This is a genomic window from Leptotrichia trevisanii DSM 22070, assembly GCF_000482505.1.
In the GTDB taxonomy this organism is placed as follows: Bacteria; Fusobacteriota; Fusobacteriia; order Fusobacteriales; family Leptotrichiaceae; genus Leptotrichia; species Leptotrichia trevisanii.
Genome location: NZ_AXVL01000034.1, coordinates 14,143 through 32,960, shown reverse-complemented (window position 1 = coordinate 32,960; position 18,818 = coordinate 14,143). Strand labels below are relative to the sequence as shown.

Here is an 18,818-nt window from a genome sequence, read left to right as displayed (position 1 = left end):
TATTTTCAGTCCATGTCCTAGAGTACTTGTAACCACAAGAAGGACAGAGCTTAGACTTACAAGTAATAGGGAACAGGTGTGTAACAGGACAGTGAGGACATTTGAACTTGACAAAACCTTTTGAAATATCCCTGCAGGCAAGAAATTTATCAATGGAAAGTTTAATATGTTCAAGGTGACTGTCGCCAATATTATTTTTCTTGCAAAATTTTAAGGAATCTAGTAAAATATTGTTGTTACTGAAAATATATTTTAGTTTATTTTGTGTAATGTTTATCATAAATATATTATACAAAAAAATCAGCCGAATTTCTATTCGGCTTTTTTTATTTATTGTATTTTTATATTGAAAAAGAGATGAGAATAGTGTATTATATATACATTAGATTTAGGGTAATTTAGTGATAAAAATAATTAAGTCTTAGTAGATAAACCTTAATCAAAAAAGTTTTTTAGGAGGAAGAGACAATGAAAAATTACAAAGTGGCAATTATTGGAGCGACTGGACTTGTTGGAAGAACATTTTTAAAAGTGTTAAAAGAAAGAAATTTTCCAGTAGAGAAGTTATATCTATATGCTTCACCAAATTCGGCAGGGAAAAAAATTGAGTTTAATGGAACGGAATATACTGTTATGGCATTAAAGGATGATACAATAGCAGATGATATTGATGTGGCTTTATTTTCAGCAGGAGGAGGAGTATCGCTTGAATATGCACCGAAATTCAAGGCAAAAGGTGCAGTTGTAATAGATAACAGCAGTGCTTGGAGAATGGATAAAAATATTCCGTTAATAGTTCCTGAAGCAAATCCTGAGGCACTGGAAAATCATCCAGGGATTATTGCAAATCCAAACTGTTCTACAATCCAAGTTATGCCTGTATTAAAAGTATTGCAGGAAAAATATGGATTAAAGAGAGTGATTTACTCAACTTATCAGGCTGTGGCGGGTTCTGGACAGAGAGGAATTGATGATTTGGAAGCTAATTTGAAAGGGGAGCCATCAAAAGGGTATCCACATCAAATAGCGTTTAACGCATTGCCACACATTGATGTATTCTTGGATAACGGGTATACAAAAGAAGAAGAAAAAATGATTAACGAAACTAGAAAAATATTAAACTTGCCAGATTTAAAGGTAACAGCGACTTGTGTAAGAGTGCCGGTTAGATATGGGCATGCAGTATCTGTAAACGTAGAATTGGAAAAACCTTTTGAATTGGAAGATGTAATTCGTGCATTTGAGGAAAAAGAAGGAATTATAGTGCAAAATGACGGTAAGAATAACATTTATCCTATGCCTATAAATGCTCAGGATACTGATGAAGTTTATGTTGGAAGAATCAGAAAAGACTTTTCGGCTGATAATGCTCTAAATTTATGGGTTGTAGCAGATAACATAAGAAAAGGTGCGGCAACAAACACAATTCAAATTGCTGAAACTTTAATAAAAAAAGGAGCATTATAGTAAAATATGAAATTTAGTACAATAAAAAATAAAATATTAATATTATTAGTTTTTTTAGCGACTTTCGTAACAGGCTATAGTGATGATATAAAGGTTGGGATGGAGTGTGGATATGCTCCTTTCAACTGGTTTCAAAATGACGCTAAAAATGGTGCTGTGAAAGTGGATGGAGGTTATTGTGGCGGTTATGACGTTGAAATAGCCAAAGTTATTGCAAAAAAACTGAATAAAAATCTGGTAATTGTAAAAACGAAATGGGATGCATTACTTGGTCCTGCATTGAATTCTGGAAAAGTTGATTTAGTTATAGCAGGAATGTCTGCAACACCTGAAAGAAGACAAAGCCTAACATTCTCAAAACCATATTATGAATCAGATTTAGTGGTAGTCGTGAAAAAAAATGGAAAATATGCAAACGCCAAATCAATTAATGATTTCACAGGAGCAAAAATTACAGGGCAGTTAAATACACTTCACTATGATGTCATTGATCAGATGAAAGGTGTTCAAAAGCAGACTGCTATGGAAAGTTTCCCAGCTATGATAGTTGCATTAAATTCTGGGAAAATAGACGGGTATATATCAGAAAGACCTGGAGCTATGGCAGCTCAGTTTTCAAATCCTAATTTAAAATTCATTTCATTTGATAAGAATACAGGATTTAAATATGATACAGAAGAAGTGAATGTGGCTGTTGGAATGAAATTGGGAAATACAGAGTTGGAGGAACAAATTAATAAAATATTAGATGAAGATTTAACGCCTAAAGTGCGGCAACGTATTATGGAAAAGGCTATACAAAATCAGCCAAATGAAGCTTCACGTTCGTTTTTTGGATGGGTAGCATTTTTTATTCAAAATAACTGGATGACATTTGTGAAAGGTACAGTTTCAACACTGTATATTTCAATTACAGGTACAGTAGTAGGTTTTTTCATTGGATTAATGGTTGCATTATTGAGATATTCGGAAGCAGAAATCGATGGGCAAGCTCATAAATATAAAAAAAATGGATTAAAAGTTTTAAACTGGCTTTCTTCAATATATATTGCAGTATTTAGAGGAACTCCGATGATTGTACAATCAATGGTAATCTATTATGGACTTTCTCAAGTATTTCATTTGAACTTATCTCCACTGGTAGCCGCATTGTTTATTGTATCAATAAATACGGGTGCATATATGAGTGAAATTATCCGTGGAGGGATTGATTCGATTGATAGTGGACAGTTTGAAGCGGCAAAAGCTATTGGAATGACGAATTTTCAGCTGATGCAAAGTATTATTTTTCCGCAGATGTTTAGAAATATTTTACCAATGATTGGAAATGAGCTTATTGTAAATATTAAAGATACATCTGTATTAAATGTAATAAGTGTTACTGAGCTGTTCTTTATTTCAAATTCGGTTGCGGGAACTTATTCACGTTATTATGAAGTGTTTATTATAACAAGTGTGATTTATTTCTTCTTAACGTTTACGTTATCATTAATTTTAAAACAAATTGAAAAAAGAATTGACGGGCCTCAACATTTTGAAATTTTGGATGATGTTAATGGGGAGGAGAGATAATGGGAAAAAAAGTTATTGAAATAAAAAATATTAGAAAAGATTTTGGAAAAAGAACTGTTTTAAAGGATGTAAACTTTGATGTTCATGAGAAGGAAGTTGTAAGTATAATCGGTTCGTCAGGAAGTGGAAAATCAACATTATTAAGATGTATAAACCTGCTTGAAAAGCCTACGAGTGGACAAGTTTTAATTCATGGAAAAGATGCGATGGCAGGTGATGTATCGCTTGTACATTTGCGGGAAAAAGTAGGAATGGTATTTCAGCAGTTTAATTTGTTTAATAACTTGAGTGTTCTGGAAAACTGTGTAATCGGACAAATAAAAGTTCTGAAAAAATCACGGGAAGAAGCTGAAAAAGTAGCAAAGGAATTTTTGGCAAAAGTAGGAATGGAGCGTTTTATTCACGCAAAGCCAAATCAAATTTCGGGTGGACAGAAGCAACGGGTGGCAATAGCAAGAGCATTGGCAATGCAGCCAGAGGTTCTACTGTTTGACGAGCCAACATCGGCACTGGATCCTGAAATGGTTGGAGAAGTTTTGAAAGTAATGAAGGATTTGGCTAAAAGTGGACTTACAATGATTGTTGTAACGCACGAAATGGATTTTGCACACGATGTTTCAAGTCGAGTTGTGTTTATGGATCAAGGTGTAATTGTGGAAGATGACAAGCCTGAAAATATTTTTGAAAATCCAAAACATGAACGAACTAAGGAATTTTTGGGTAGAATGTTAAAAAAATAGGTTATAAATAGATTATAGAAATTAAAATTTTAGAAAAAAATATAATTTAAAATTATTAAAAAAAATCTCTACAAAGCCGATAAATTAAGGGGATTGAACGATATGGTAATTGTTGTTATTTTATAAATTATATTTAAAAAATAAGAAAAATGAGAAAATTCCTTGAAATTTTTTTAAAAATAGTGTAAAATAAGAAAGGTTAAAAATAAATAAAGAAGAATTATTAAAAATAAGGAGAAGAAATGGCTAAAAAAAATGAAACTAAATTAGCTTTGACTGAAGAAGAAAAAGCAAGAGGGTTAAACGCTGAAGAAATAAAAGGACTTTTAATTAATAAAGCAATTTTAGAAACAGCTAAAAAATATAACTTCAATGACGAAGAAAAAGAAGAATTTGAATATTTCTTTAAAAATGAAAAAAATAAATTCTTTATTGCAAAAGCAATCGAAGATAAAATTTCTGTAAATGAAAATGATGTTACAAAATTATACACTGACAACAAAGCAAACTTTGATGCACAAAATATTCCATTTTCAGAAGCAAGGGAAATTATCCAAAGAGATTTATTAAATCAACAACTTGCTACATTGGAAGCTGAAGAATTAAACAAATTAGTTGAAGGAATGGAAGATAAAGTAGAAATTTCTAAGGAAGAAGTATTATTCTCTAAAGGAAATTCTGAAGTATTAAAAACTTTAATTGTTGGTAAAGTAATTGCTAAAAAAATGGCAGAAGAAAACTTTGAAGAAAATAATAAAGATGATATTGAAATTATTAAAGATAATGTATATATCAACTATTATTTAGACTTGGAAGTAAGAAAAAATGTAAAAGTTACTCAGGAAGAAATTGCTGAAATTTATGAAAATGAAAAAGCAAAATTAGGAAATGTAACTCCAAATAGTGCATACCAACAAATTGCTAACGCATTGTTAAACAATAGAGCAATCGAAGAAAGAAATAAATTAATAAACAAAATTTCAGAAGAATATAAGATTGAAGAAGTAGCAAAAGAATATACTGAAGCTGAATAAATGTTAATTAAATAATTATAAAACTTGGAAAGTAGTAAATTTATGAAATCCAAGTTTTTTATTATTTTATAAAAAAATAAGGAGTGCAATACAACACTCCCAAAATTATTTGAAAATTTTAAATTAATTTGAGTAAAAAAAATTTATAAAAATTAATTTTTACCAAGTTCATTTGCTACTAATATTGCAGCAAAAACGTCATCAGCAGTAACTTTGAATGGCATATTGTGGATTGTTTCACCTTCGGCTGTACTTGCTTTTGCCACTTCATACAGTCTTTCTTTAGAAACACTACCCATTCCCAATTCATCTAATGTTGTTGGAAGTCCTACGCTCTTACAGAACTCCACAACTTTTCTGATTTCACATAGACATCTATTTTCCAGAACTAATTGTGTAAGTGTTCCAAATGCCACTTTTTCTCCGTGATACATATGATGTCCTTCTTCCAAAATTGTAAGTCCGTTGTGAATAGCATGAGCTGCTGCAAGTCCTCCACTTTCAAATCCAATTCCACTCAAGTAAGTATTTGCTTCAATTATATTTTCCAATGCTTTTGTAACTACTTTGTTTTCCACTGATATTTTAGCTTTTAACCCGTCTTCAAATAATGTATCCTTACATAACTCTGCGATTGCAATGGCTGCTTTTGTAATGCCTCCACCAGCAATTGAAGTTGCATTTGAATCAACACAGGCTTTGGCTTCATAGTAAGTGGCAAGTGCATCTCCAATTCCAGCTACAAGAAGTCTTGCGGGTGCATTTACAATTATGTCTGTGTCCATTATTACCATATCAGGATTTGCCTTTAAGAATAAATATTCTTCAAATTCTCCATTTGGAGTGTAAATTACTGATAAAGCACTACAAGGTGCATCTGTTGAGGCAATTGTTGGAACGATGAATACAGGAATGTTTTCGTAATAAGACACTGCTTTTGCTGCATCAAGAGTTTTTCCTCCACCGATTCCAAATACTGCATCACATTTTTTTTCTTTTAAAATATTAATATTTCGGTTAATTTCATTTTTAGAGCATTCCCCACCAAAAACTTCAATATGGTAGTTTATGCCTTCCTTTTCAAAACTTTCAACAATTTTATTCTTGAAATTATCAAAAATAAATTTGTCTACTAGCAGATATGCTCCACTGTTACCACGTAACTTGTAATAAGTTGCCAAGTTGGTGATTTCATTTCTTCCTTGAATGTATTTTGATGGTGAATTAATAATTTTTGCCATAAAAAATCATCTCCTATAAAATTTATTTATTTTTTAAGTTCATAATATTTTATCATTACATTAATATTGTTATAACATATTTTTTCATAAAGTCAATAGGAGTTTTGAAATAAAAAATCAGAAAATTACTCAAATCCAATGTTTTAGATAATTTCCTGATTTTTAAATTTTATTAAATTTCCAAAATATTTTTTAATTCTTCTTTTAATTTAGTGTAATCTGGTAAATAAAGTCCTTTAATTCCCTTTTTCTCAGCTGCCTCAATATTTTCCTTCATATCATCAATAAATAATGTTTCTTCTGGAATCAAGCCAAATTCATAAAGAAGAGTGTCATAAATTTTTTCTTCTGGCTTTAAAAGTTTGAAATAGCACGAAACTAGGCAGCCTTCAAACAGTCTGAAAAAATCATTGTGTTTAAAAATATATTCAAAAGAATCCTTATGAAAATTTGAAAGTACGTATAATTTGTACTCATAATGATCTTTCAATTTAAAAAGAAGTTCGATATTTTCTTTAATAGGCTTTAGCAATTCAAAAAAGTCCTTATCAAAAAAATTATCAATCTCAGTAGACAAATGTCGACTTTTTTCCTTAAAAATCTTTTTAGCTTCAGGATAAGTCAAAGTTCCCCTGTCAAGCATCAACCATTCTTTTGTATTAATTACATTTTCATAAAATGCCTCTCTTTTTTCTTTAGGTAATTTTTCTTCTAAATACGTGTCTTTATCAAATTTTATTAAAACATTTCCTAAATCAAATACTATATTTTTTATTTTTTTAGAATTTATATTTTCCATTTTGTTTGCACCTCCGACTACTTGTCTATCTTTTAATTAATAATTTCTCTATTTTCAACGTTTCTAATAATTACATATTGTTTCCTAAACTTCATAATATCACACTTTTTCCAAGTTTTTGTATAGTTTTTTAAATACTTCTCAGCTTGCGGATATTCTTCACCATTAATTCTGCAATCAGCATCAATTTCTCCATCTGGATTTTTCATTGCAAAAAGTCTTATTGCGTAATTTTGGTTTGTATCTTTAATTTGTTCATCAAAGGCTTCCATAGAATTCGTGAACAAGCAGCAAGGACAAAACTCATCAATGTAAGGATCAATATCAATTCCTTTCGATTTTGCCTCTTCTACATCAAAATTAGGGTAACTAAGAACAGGCCCGTAAAACACATGCTTTGACTTTATTTTTTCCTTGTCTAAATCAATTCTCATACTCATATATTCTGATTTTTCAAATTTTAGGCAATCACATAATGTCAGCCAATCTAAATCAACCCAAGTTTCAAAGAGTTCAAAAAGTCCGTCTATAGCATTTTCAGCTTTCTGTTGTGGATAAATATACTCAAAAATACCATTTGGAAATATTTCTTTATGATGGATTTGAATTGTAGCTGACATTTTTAATTCATTATTTTCATCATAATAGAAATTTATTAACAAAGGGAGAAGATAGTAACCGTTATCTTTTACGTATATCCATTTGTTATTTTCTATTTCGTCGTTTAAAATTTCAACATCAAAGCCTTTATTCTGTAATATTCCAAACAAAACATAGGCAATTAAAAAAGCTGAATCACCTAAACCTTCAAGTTCTCCGATATTTCCAGGATTATTTTCCAAAATTTTCCATTTTACCAATTCAGAACCTTCCTTCAAATTTACTTTATATTTTACTATATTATTATCTGTGGAAGTATCGGTAATACTTTTTTCAATTTTCCTTTTAAACAAGTCTTTTAATCTATTAAACACAATATCGGCTCCTTTATTTAAAACAAGTATTTCTATATCAAAGATTTTTACTCAGCTATAAAATTATTCACAAAATTCAAAACTTCCTCAACTTTTACATCTGTACTTTCTCCAGTTTTTCTATCCTTTATTTCCACAATTCCATCAGCTGCACCTTTTCCAACGACTATTTTTAGTGGAAAACCGATTAAGTCGGCATCTTTAAACTTAAATCCTGCTCTTTCATTTCTGTCGTCTAATACTGCTTCAATTTTATTTTGATTTAGTTCATTATACAATTTTTCACCTATATTTACCTGTGTTTCATCTTTCATATTGGCGATTACTACATCAACGTGGTAAGGGGCTATTGCTTTTGGCCAGATTATACCGTATTCATCGTGGTTCTGTTCGATTGCAGCTGAAATGATTCTTGACATTCCCATTCCGTAACATCCCATTTTCATAACTGCCTGTTTTCCATTTTCATCAAGAACAGTAGCATTTAGGGCTTTTGAATATTTTTCTCCAAGTTTGAAAATATGTCCAACTTCTATTCCACGTGCAATTTTTAGGACTCCTTTTCCATCAGGGGAAATATCTCCAGCTCTGGCAGTTCTGATATCTGCAACTAAGTCGTATGCCAAGTCTTCAAGATTTACGTTCACATAGTGATAATCAGGTTTATTAGCACCTAAAACAAAGTTTCTCACATATTTTACAGTTTCGTCAATTACAACGTATAAGCCTTCTTTTTTTTCATAGGAACCTGCATAGCCAGCAACCAGTCCGAATTTTTCGCATTCTTCCTCACTCATCATTTCAAGTTCTGTAGAAGCTCCAATTACATTTTTTAATTTTATAGGATTTACATCCAAATCTCCACGAATTAAGGCTAGCACAAACTTTTCACCCTCTTCAAGAACTTCCTTCAGCATTACTGCCTTTACAGTTTTTTCTTTAGGGATATTCAAGAAATTAGCCAGCTCTTCAATTGTTTTTGCATTTGGAGTTTCGACTAATTCTTTTGGAAGTTTTTCTTCGTTGCTTTCTTTTAATTCAATAATGCTTGTTGCTTTTTCAACGTTTGCCGCATAATCTGAAGAGTCGCTGTATAAAATATCATCTTCTCCACTTTCTGCAAGCACCATAAATTCGTGCGAAGCATCACCACCGATAGAACCAGTATCAGCCTCGACTGCCCTGTAATTAAGTCCCATTCTTTCTAAAATTCTCGAATAAGTATCTTTCATATTCAAATATTCCTCGTCAAGCGATTCCTGTGTCAAATGAAAACTGTAAGCATCCTTCATCACAAATTCTCTTCCACGCATAAGCCCGAATCTTGGACGCATTTCATCCCTAAATTTTGTCTGAATCTGATAAATGTTAAAAGGCAGCTCTTTGTATGATGAAATCGAATCTCTTACAACATCTGTAATAACTTCCTCGTGAGTAGGCCCAAGCGAAAATTCCCTCTCATTTCTGTCCTTTAATCTCATAAGTTCAGGGCCATAAGCAAACCAACGTCCAGATTCCTCCCAAAGTGAGGCAGGTTGCAGTACAGGCATAAGCAGTTCCTGAGCCCCCGCCCTATCCATTTCTTCCCTCGCAATATTTTCTATCTTTTTAAGAACTCTGTATCCAAATGGCAAATAAGTATAAACTCCTCTCGTAAGCTGCTTAATCATAAAAGCCCTAAGCATAAGCTGATGACTCACAATTTGAGCTTCTTTCGGTGCTTCCTTGTATGTTTTTAAAAACGCTTTTGATAATCTCATATTTTCTCCTTCTATATTTAATTTTTATTGTATTGTAATGCTTATATTGTATATTTTTTTTGAATTTTTAGCAATAGTTTTTTGCGTGTCTTTGTACAAATATAAAATATTTTTCACACAAAAAAATTAATTGGTAATTTGATATTTTTCTGTACTAGTAAGTTTTGAATTTTTATAATACTCAAATTGGGATAAATCTGTATTAACTCTGTACTCCCATATATTTTTAGGTTCTTCTAAAAATAATGAATTATCCTTTTTGTAAATTGTAAAAGTAATCTGATTTTTATTATTTCTTACTATTAATTTATTGTTTTCAAGAGTAAAAGTATATTCTATCTTTTTAAAATCGTTAGTAAGTGACCAGATGAATTTGTTATCATTTATTTGTTTTACATAAAATGCCATATTCATTGGAATAACTACTAAAAATCCTCTATCTGTTGCATAATTTGTTATTTTATAAGTATTTGGACTCATTAGTTTTGTGTCAGCTTCTACTATGTTTAAGTTGTTTTTTATCTCGGCTCTATCAATTTTTACATTTTTTTTATAATTGGAATAGAAATCATTTTCATCATAACGAATCACATCGCTTGAATATTTTATTTTCCCTTTTTTATTTGTTTCGTAAACTTTAAAATCCTTTTTTAATACATCGGAAAAAAATTCATAATAATTGATAATAGCAAGCCGTGTTGGAATGAAAGCTAAATAGCTTCCAGCATTTAACTGTGCAAAATATGCCGGTTTATCTTTAGAAGCATTAACAACAGTTGTAAAAGGTAAAGTTGCAGTTGACATTCTCACATTAAATTTTTCAAAATTATTATAAGTTTGAGCATTATCAGCACTTAAAATAACTGAAAATAACAAAAATTGTAAAATTAAAAAAATCTTTTTTCTCATTTTGAAATCCTCCATAATTTAGTATTATTTTATTATTATAACTTTATTTAAAAAGAATGTAAAGATAGATTTTGGATTTTAAATTATTTTGAGGTATAATAAATCTATAAATATTTAAAAAAGGTGATAAATTATGTTTTTGGGAAAAAATAAGGAAAAATTGTCAGTTGAACTGGTAGATATGGCAGTTGACACATCTGAGGTAATTAATATAAAAAATTCAAAAGTAGTTTATATAAATGGTGCGGGGAAACTTAAAGAAGTTTACAAAGAAGTTGAGAATCTAAAAAATAGTTATCTTGCTCAAATAAGATTAAATGATATTCCATTAATTCAAATAAATACAGACTATTATATTTCTACAATAGAATGTTTGCTTGCAACAGGATATGGAATAGAAAATGCAAACTGTAAAGAAATTTTAGAAATACAGGAAAAAATAAACTCGGATTTTATTTCATTGGAAGATTCTATAGAAACAATAACTCCTTTGTTAAAACTTTTAAATAATGGATTTTATATGATTGCCGATGTGAAATGTTATCCGACTGATGGGAATAGAAATTTTTTCTGGAATGTTCCTAATGATTTGGTTTTAAATCCAGCAACAGCTATGAAATGTCTGAGGGATGATGATTTTACTTATATTGGAAGACAGCCAGTATATTTATATCCAACACAGACAACGGATGCTTATAATTCTGAAAGAGTCGATTATTATATTGAAAAATTTAAAAAAATGAGCGATAACGAACCTAGAGCTATTGTGTATAATTGTGGAGAATTTATAAATTTTATAATTGATGGACATCATAAAGCCTGTGCTGCCGCTTTACTTGGAAAATCTTTAAAATGTATATTAATAAAAAAAGCTGGTTATTTTATGGAATCTGAAAAAGGTAAGTGGGTAGATAAATTGTATTTCTTTTCACTTTACGAAAAAGCAACCTCTAAAAATGTTCCTAAAAAATATTTGCCGTTTAAAAAAAATGAAATGAAGATAGAAAAATTAAATGAAATAAAATTGGAAGATGGAAGAGTGAATAAACGTAAATGGGAAAATAAATATTTAGATTCTGTAGAAAATTATCCATCTCTTGAAAGATATGCAAATATTGTAAATGCTTCAATTAATTTTGAATTTAAAATAACAGATGAATTAATAAAAAAATATGTGAATACTTTTGATGAAAATAGTCAGGAAATGATGAAAAAAATTATTTATATTTTGATGTATACAGAAAGTCTGGAAAAATTCCAGAAAATTGTTATAAAATATGCCAAAAATTCATTAAATCATAAAATTGATAAAGACTTAAAATTAACAATTTATAATATTTTATTTCAAATGAAAAACAATCAAGAAGTAGAGCAGATATTTATTGATTACATAGTTTATAATGAAGATAAAGACGATCCTATTTTAAAAATAGTAAATTCCTACTGGAAGTAAAAAATTATTAAAAAATATAGGTTTAAATATTTTGAATTTTGTATAACGTGTGGTATAATTATCTTAGAAATACAGTTTAAATATATTTAAAATTAATAAAAAGGAGCGGATTAGGATGAAAAAATTTATTATGCTAGGTTTATTAGCGTTTACAATGTTGGGAATTGCTGAACCATCTAAAGATAGTAGAGGTGTGCTGTTTATGAGTGAGGATGAGTGGATTAAGTTTTATAATAAGGAGGGACAGGATGTTGCAGCGTGTCCTGTTATTGGTTCTATGATTATGGAGGAAAGTTATATAAAAGATGGCAAAAAGATGACTCATACTCTTGCTGAAGTTCAGCAGGGGATAAAAGATTTTAACAAAATGATGGGTGAAACTGGACTTAGGGATATTAATGGCGGAACAGATAAAATTCACGAATTTTACTATGCAGCAGTATGTAAAAAGCCTTCACAAAAAGACTTTGACTTGGTAGGTTCTCCAACATTTAAAAAGGAAATGAATAGAATTTTTGAAACTCATAAAATTATAGAAGATTAATAAATTAATTTTAATTATTTAAAAAGAAAAAGAATAAAAAGTTAGAAACCTGTTTTAAATTATTTTACTAAGACAGGTTTTTGTTTGGATTTATAAATATATTTTGTGCAAAAAAGTTGGGGCTGTCTCATAAAGTAAATAAAATTACTAAATCATAAATTTTATATATTTTACTATATTTATAAAATCAATAAAAATAATATCTGTTGATTTTTAAAAATATATAACATTTATGTTAATAAAATTATTTTTGACTTATGAGACACCCTCACTTAAACTTTTTAAGTCTTCATTCTCCTTTTCAGTCAAATTTTCTTTTTTATGAGATTTTGCTGCGACTTCTGCCGTTGGGAAAATAAGGGGACAAATAAACTGTACGTGTCCGCCAATTCTGATTGACAAGGCACTTGCAATTGAACGGATAACATGTAAAGTCCTAAAATTCTACCAGTAGTAGCATTTAAAAATAAAGAAATGCAATAGATTAAAAAAAATTGATTAAAAGTATTAGTTTTTTTACGTATAAATTTGTGTCTCTTTATTTAAAAATACTTGAAATTAAAGTTCCTGTTTCAATAAATGTCCCATTTTCTCCTTCTTCACTTTCAAATAATCTTTATCCACATCATTGGCAGTAATTTCAATTTCTGTACGTCCAGCAACTTTAATTCCATATTTTTCAAGTCCTTCGATTTTCTTTGGATTATTAGTTTTTAAAATAATAGATTTTATTCCCAAATCCTTTATAATTTGTGCTGCCACAGCGTAATCCCTCAAATCATCAGAAAATCCCAATTTATGATTAGCTTCCACAGTATCGTAACCTTCATCTTGTAATTTATATGCCTTTAATTTGTTCAAAATACCAATTCCACGCCCTTCCTGACGTAGATAAATTATAAGCCCTTCTCCACTTTCTTCCAGTTCGTTCAGGGCTCTATGAAGCTGTTCTTGACAATCACACCGTTTTGAGCCAAAAACATCGCCTGTTAGGCATTCGGAGTGAAGTCTGACTGTAATATTTTCTTTATTTTTTATTTCGCCTTTCATAACTGCAATATATTCTTTATGTTCAATTTTATCACTATAACCTGTGAAAGTAAATTTTCCGAATTGTGTTGGAATATCAACAACTGCTTCATTTTTAACTAATTTTTCGTTTTTTTTTATATAAACAATTAAATCATCAATTGTAATTAATTTTAGATTATGTTTTTGGCAAAATTCAAATAAGTCATTTCGACGAGCCATTTCTCCATCTTCTCTCAAAATTTCCATAATTACACCTACCTCAGAAAATCCTGCAAGCTTAGATAAATCAACAGCTGCTTCAGTATGTCCCTTTCGTTCTAGAACACCACCTTCACGAGCAATTAATGGAAATATATGCCCTGGTTTTCTAAAGTCTTTTGCAGTTTTTGTAGAATCTGCCAAATCTTTTATTGTTTTTAATCTGTCCCCTGTAGAAATTCCTGTAGTTGTACCTTCCAGCGAGTCAACTGAAATAGTAAAGGCTGTTCCAAAATAGTCAGTATTGTGCTGAACCATTAGATTTAATTCAAGCTCTTCGGCTCTCTTTCTAGACATTGGCACACACATAAGACCACGTGCTTCATTAATTATAAAATTTAAAGTTTCGTAAGTTACGATATCAGCAGGAATTATTAAATCTCCTTCATTTTCCCTGTCCTCATCATCGACAACTACCACAGGAATACCTTTTTTCAAGTCTTCAATGGCGGCTCCAACACTATCAAACTTTATCTTGTTTTCCGACATTTAAAATCACTTCTTTCTTCTTGTTTTATATTTTTAATTAAAATCCATGTTTTTGTAAAAATTCCATTGTTAAATTGGATTTTTTACCTTTATTTTCTGTATTTTCAAAATTGTCAAACTTTAATATTTTTTCAACATATTTTCCAAACAAATCTGTTTCAATATTTACAAAATCCCCAGTTTTTTTTATTCCAACGGTAATATTTTCAATCGTATGTGGAATAAGTGAAACCGAGAAAATTCCAGCATTATCGTCTACATCAATTACTGTAAGGCTCGCTCCGTCAATCGTTACACGTCCTTTTTCAACAATGTATTTCATATTATTTTTATAATTTTTATCCAGCTGGAATTTGTACACTTTCGCAATTCCCTTATCAGTAATCGACACAATTTTAGCTTCACAGTCAACATCTCCCATTACAAGATGTCCGCCTAGAAAAGTCATAAGTGTAAGCGATTTTTCAAGATTGACAATATCTCCAGCCTTAGCACGCTTCAAGCCACTTCTTTTAATAGTTTCAAACATTACATCGGTAGTAAAGTCATTTCCATTTAGCTTTGTAACAGTCAGACACACGCCATTTACAGCGATACTGTCCCCAATCTGTGCTTTTTCAGCAACTTTTTTCCCCCTTATTGTAATTTCGATACTTGCAGTTTTTTTCGCAATATCAATAATTTTTCCAGTTTCTTCAACTAAACCAGTAAACATAATTTTCTCCTGATTTTAAATTTTTTATTTTAAATTATAATACTTCCAGTTTAAAATGATAGCAGAAAGTTAGTCTGTATCTATAGCCAATCTACTAATTATAAGTTTTTTGTAAAAATTCCATTCCAACATTTTCACCATAAACATTATATTTTACGTTTTTCAAGATGATGGCTTCATTCATATTTTTTTTATCAAATCCAGCAATAAAAGATTTTCCGTCATTATCGCCCAAAATTTTATTAGCAATAAAAATTTCTCCAGCGTCAACAACATCTTCTTCAAAAGCCTGTGAAATAAGTGATTGTCCACCTTCCAGCAAAATTGAGTCAATTCCTAATGTTCCAATTTTTTCAAGAATTTCTTTAAAGCTGAATTTTGTACCATTTAAAAATACAAATTTAACCTTGTTATTTTCAGAAAAATCTAACTGCTTTTCAGAATTTTTATTTTTTTCTGATGTAATAATTATGGTTTTTTCATCAGTATTTTCCTTAATAACAGTGTAATCTTTTTCAGTTTTTAAATGCGGATCAATAATTATTCTGTATGGATTTACACCGTTTTCAATTCTCGCAGTAAGGCTTGGATTATCAGCTAAAACAGTATTTATGCCAACCATTATTCCCGTAAATTTGTTTCGGTAAAAATGTACTTTTTCACGTGCCACTTCGTTTGTAATCCATTTGGAATTGCCTGTTTTTGTAGCAATTTTTCCATCTAGAGTAATCGCACATTTTAAGAATAAATATGGCAATTTTGTAATTATATATTTGAAAAACACTTGATTTATTGCATCACATTCGGTTTTTAAAACATTTTCAGTAACTTCAATTCCAGCATTTTTCAATATTTGTACACCTTTTCCAGCCACTTTTGGATTTGGATCAGATGAACCGATAACACATCTTTTTAGTCCCATTTTCACAATCTTTTCTGCACAAGGCGGTGTTTTTCCATAATGTGAGCAAGGTTCCAATGTGACATAAATTGTTGCATCTGACAAATCTTCTGAATTTTTTGAAGCTTCGTCCAAAGCGTAAACTTCGGCATGAGGCCCTCCAAAATACTTGTGATAGCCAGTTCCAATAACTTTTCCATCTTGAACGACAACAGCTCCAACCATTGGATTGGGATTAACTGCCCCAGCCCCTTTTTTTGCCAGTTCAATTGCCATTTTCACATATTTTTCATCAATATTTTCATTCATTTTATTTTTCCCTTATTAATTCATAACTGCTGTCAATTAATTTTATGATTTCATCTTTATTAATATTTTTTGAAAATTTTACAAAAATATTTTTTTATCCAATTTCTTTTATTAAATTAATCATTTCAATTGCAGAAAATGCCGCATCTGCCCCTTTATTTCCAGCTTTTGTCCCAGCTCTTTCAATAGCTTCTTCAATGTTATTTGTAGTTAAAACTCCAAAAATTATAGGTAATTCACTTTGTAATGAAATTTGGGCAACTCCTTTTGAAACTTCTGCACAAACATAGTCAAAGTGTGGTGTAGAACCTTTTATAACAGCTCCAAGAGTAATTATTGCATCATATTTTTGTGTATTTGCTAATTTTTTTGCAATTAGTGGTATTTCAAATGCTCCTGGCACCCAGGCAATATCAATATTTTCCTCAGAAACATCATTTCTTTTCAATACATCCAAAGCTCCTCCAACAAGTTTGGAAGTAATAAATTCATTAAACCTTCCAGCTACGATAGCTATTTTTACATCTCTTCCATCAAATTTTCCTTCAAAAGTTCTCATTTTCAAATCATCCTCTCATTATTTAATTTTTATTTTCATTTAAAACTAAAAAAGCCAAGAATACTGGATTCAAGGCTTTTACAATATAAAGGTAGGTAATTTTAATTTGTAATTATTGTAATTCTGAATTTTATTTAGATAATTCAGATTATATATCACAAAATTACTTAACAAATTCGAATTAAAAATTAATCATATCACTTCTACCATCTAGACTGTAACTATCGGTACTGGAATCACGCCAGTTCATGTCGTTTTCATTTCATTTAAAAGAAAAACAACTCGTGGACTTTTACCACCGGTCGGGAATTTCACCCTGCCCTGAAGTTTTAAGTTTATTTCTAAATTAATAATATCACTTTTTTATTATAATTACAAGCACTTTTTAAAAATTATATGAAATTTTTTTAGAAAAATCACTTTTTTTATTGACAAAATTTAAAACATAAGGTATTATTATATAAAATTAATATTAAATTAATAAATGTAAAAATTGATAAAAAAACATTTATATAAAATAAATCATCTATTAATTAAAAATAACAATATAATAGGAGGTAAAAGTGAAAAATACACTTGGAATACTAATTTTTCTAATATTTATGGCTTGCAGTAATAGCAAAAGTGAGGAATTGCAAGAAAATAAAAGTACAAATGAACAAATGACACAAATCCATACAATTTCCAGACAAGATAAAAGCTGTACTGAACTAGGAAAATATAACATTAATGTTGAAAAAATAGAATTAAAAAATAAAGGATTGGAGGAGATAAGCTGTATTGCAAATTATAAAAATGTAAAAGTTCTAGATTTACGCTGGAATAAAATCAAGGATGTAAAACCGTTGGGAAACCTGAAAAAATTGGAAGTTTTAAAAATAAATTTTAATCAGATAGAAAATGTAAAACCGTTATTAAATTTATCCAATTTAAAGGAACTATGGATACATAACAATAAAATAAGTGATATTAGAGGGATTGGGAAATTAACAAAATTGGAACATCTGGATATAAGTTTTAATCCGTTAAAAAATGGAGTAGGAGAAATTTCTGGATTGAAAAGGTTAAAAAGACTGGAATTACGGGAAGTTCCAAAGGAAATAGTAGATTATGTATATGAAAATTATCGTAATTTTATGATTCCTGAAAAAATATTTATTGAGCAAAGATACCCAGAACTCACTGCAAAAAGGAAAAATGAAGTAAAATATCCTAATTTTTCAGAATTTGAAAGTAAAATATATGGTTTTGAAACAGTAAAAATTATAAAAGAGCTTTCTACAAAGGAAATTGCACTGGATAAACTTCCAAAAGAAGTTTACAAGATAGTTGATGAATATAATAAAAATTCTGAAGAAGCGGATGATAAAGTGGAGGGAGCAGCTTTTTTTACAAATAATGTTTACTCAATATACACTCTTACTTATCCTTTTGTCTATGCAGGACAATCAAATAGTGAAACTTTTTTTACGAAAAATGGAAAAGTGATTGTAAGAGATATAGTAAATTTAAATTCACAATTGGAAAGTATCGATGGAAACAATCTGTTTTTATCAATAGTTGCAGCAAGTGGAGGGACAAATTATGCAATAACGGATATGAAAAGTGAACAGATGTGGCGTGAAGAATTTAGAGATTTTGGACTAATATCACCTAAGAGAACAGGTAAAATTTTTATAACAGCTTCAAAGGAAAATGTTGTTAATGTAAGAAAAAACCATGGTTCAGACAGTTCCATAATTCATAAATTAGCGAATAATGTTGCAGTTGAGGAAATTTCAAATGAAGAAGGCTGGAAATATGTGTATTTTTATAATAAAGATGGAGGATATTATATGAAAGGCTATATACATAAGAGCCAGTTAAAGTAGTTTATAAAAAGTAATTATAAATAAGAATTTTATACTATTCTCCGTTTAAATAGTAGATATTTTATAAATTTTAAATTATATATTATTAGTTTAAAATTTTTTATTGTTAATATAATTTCTATTTTTTAATGAGATTTAGTATTTTAGTATACAAAGAAAGGGTGTGATTGCTTTTTTAAAATTAATAAAAT

Annotated in this window: 18 protein-coding genes and 1 riboswitch; of the genes, 7 read left to right on the top strand and 11 right to left on the bottom strand. The window is 29.6% G+C overall.

Annotated features, from left to right (window positions below):
- Positions 1-280: transposase zinc-binding domain-containing protein (locus tag K324_RS15510; protein WP_211231550.1), on the bottom strand; the 280-nt coding region annotated here is incomplete at its 3' end.
- Positions 281-468: 188 nt separating this feature from the next.
- On the opposite strand from K324_RS15510, the gene K324_RS15760 reads away from it, so the two are divergent.
- The 4 genes from K324_RS15760 (at position 469) to K324_RS0106865 (ending at position 4,813) form a co-directional block, all read left to right on the top strand.
- A complete protein-coding gene (locus tag K324_RS15760) occupies positions 469-1,467 on the top strand; it encodes an aspartate-semialdehyde dehydrogenase (protein WP_026748521.1) in 999 nt (332 codons plus the stop codon).
- Positions 1,468-1,473: 6 nt separating this feature from the next.
- The gene (locus K324_RS15755; protein WP_026748520.1) at positions 1,474-3,039 is read left to right on the top strand and encodes an ABC transporter permease subunit; all 1,566 of its coding nucleotides are present in this window, start codon (positions 1,474-1,476) and stop codon (positions 3,037-3,039) included.
- Positions 3,039-3,779, top strand: coding sequence for an amino acid ABC transporter ATP-binding protein (locus K324_RS0106870; RefSeq protein WP_026748519.1), 741 nt, complete (start codon positions 3,039-3,041; stop codon positions 3,777-3,779). The genes K324_RS15755 and K324_RS0106870 overlap by 1 nt, the downstream gene beginning before the upstream one ends.
- Positions 3,780-4,021: 242 nt before the next feature.
- Positions 4,022-4,813, top strand: a complete 792-nt coding sequence (locus K324_RS0106865; protein ID WP_026748518.1) for a hypothetical protein — start codon at positions 4,022-4,024, stop codon at positions 4,811-4,813.
- Positions 4,814-4,965: 152 nt separating this feature from the next.
- Here K324_RS0106865 and K324_RS0106860 read toward each other — a convergent pair whose 3' ends face one another.
- From K324_RS0106860 to K324_RS0106840, 5 genes are all read right to left on the bottom strand, one after another.
- Positions 4,966-6,054, bottom strand: a complete 1,089-nt coding sequence (locus tag K324_RS0106860; RefSeq protein ID WP_026748517.1) for a glycerol dehydrogenase — start codon at positions 6,052-6,054, stop codon at positions 4,966-4,968.
- Positions 6,055-6,226: 172 nt separating this feature from the next.
- On the bottom strand, positions 6,227-6,853 hold the full coding sequence (locus tag K324_RS0106855; protein ID WP_026748516.1) for an HAD family hydrolase: 627 nt from the start codon (positions 6,851-6,853) through the stop codon (positions 6,227-6,229).
- Between the two features lie 32 nt (positions 6,854-6,885).
- A complete protein-coding gene (locus tag K324_RS0106850) occupies positions 6,886-7,827 on the bottom strand; it encodes a DUF6348 family protein (RefSeq protein ID WP_026748515.1) in 942 nt (313 codons plus the stop codon).
- A 47-nt stretch (positions 7,828-7,874) separates the two neighbouring features.
- A complete protein-coding gene (locus K324_RS0106845) occupies positions 7,875-9,587 on the bottom strand; it encodes a proline--tRNA ligase (RefSeq protein ID WP_026748514.1) in 1,713 nt (570 codons plus the stop codon).
- Between the two features lie 126 nt (positions 9,588-9,713).
- Complete coding sequence (locus tag K324_RS0106840) at positions 9,714-10,496, bottom strand: hypothetical protein (protein ID WP_026748513.1); 783 nt, start codon at positions 10,494-10,496, stop codon at positions 9,714-9,716.
- Positions 10,497-10,629: 133 nt separating this feature from the next.
- Here K324_RS0106840 and K324_RS0106835 point away from each other — a divergent pair, with 133 nt between their 5' ends.
- Both K324_RS0106835 and K324_RS0106830 read left to right on the top strand, forming a co-directional pair.
- Entirely contained in the window at positions 10,630-11,949 is a 1,320-nt protein-coding gene (locus tag K324_RS0106835; RefSeq protein WP_026748512.1) for a hypothetical protein, read from the top strand.
- Between the two features lie 115 nt (positions 11,950-12,064).
- On the top strand, positions 12,065-12,493 hold the full coding sequence (locus K324_RS0106830) for a hypothetical protein (protein ID WP_026748511.1): 429 nt from the start codon (positions 12,065-12,067) through the stop codon (positions 12,491-12,493).
- A 255-nt stretch (positions 12,494-12,748) separates the two neighbouring features.
- On the opposite strand, the gene K324_RS15500 is transcribed toward K324_RS0106830, so the two are convergent.
- The 5 genes from K324_RS15500 to ribH all read right to left on the bottom strand — a co-directional run bounded on the left by K324_RS15500 (position 12,749) and on the right by ribH (position 16,756).
- Entirely contained in the window at positions 12,749-12,895 is a 147-nt protein-coding gene (locus tag K324_RS15500; RefSeq protein WP_232053067.1) for a 5-oxoproline transporter, DUF969 family subunit, read from the bottom strand.
- A 156-nt stretch (positions 12,896-13,051) separates the two neighbouring features.
- Positions 13,052-14,272, bottom strand: a complete 1,221-nt coding sequence (locus K324_RS0106825; RefSeq protein ID WP_026748510.1) for a bifunctional 3,4-dihydroxy-2-butanone-4-phosphate synthase/GTP cyclohydrolase II — start codon at positions 14,270-14,272, stop codon at positions 13,052-13,054.
- Positions 14,273-14,309: 37 nt separating this feature from the next.
- Positions 14,310-14,987, bottom strand: a complete 678-nt coding sequence (locus tag K324_RS0106820; RefSeq protein WP_026748509.1) for a riboflavin synthase — start codon at positions 14,985-14,987, stop codon at positions 14,310-14,312.
- Between the two features lie 94 nt (positions 14,988-15,081).
- Positions 15,082-16,197, bottom strand: a complete 1,116-nt coding sequence (ribD, locus tag K324_RS0106815) for a bifunctional diaminohydroxyphosphoribosylaminopyrimidine deaminase/5-amino-6-(5-phosphoribosylamino)uracil reductase RibD (RefSeq protein WP_026748508.1) — start codon at positions 16,195-16,197, stop codon at positions 15,082-15,084.
- 94 nt (positions 16,198-16,291) lie between these two features.
- Entirely contained in the window at positions 16,292-16,756 is a 465-nt protein-coding gene (ribH, locus tag K324_RS0106810) for a 6,7-dimethyl-8-ribityllumazine synthase (RefSeq protein ID WP_026748507.1), read from the bottom strand.
- A gap of 194 nt (positions 16,757-16,950) precedes the next feature.
- A riboswitch (FMN riboswitch) is annotated at positions 16,951-17,089 on the bottom strand.
- A 230-nt stretch (positions 17,090-17,319) separates the two neighbouring features.
- Between ribH and K324_RS0106805 the strand changes: the two genes are divergently transcribed.
- Positions 17,320-18,627: a leucine-rich repeat domain-containing protein gene (locus tag K324_RS0106805; RefSeq protein WP_026748506.1), complete on the top strand. Its 1,308-nt coding sequence runs from the start codon at positions 17,320-17,322 to the stop codon at positions 18,625-18,627.
- Positions 18,628-18,818: the final 191 nt, after the last annotated feature.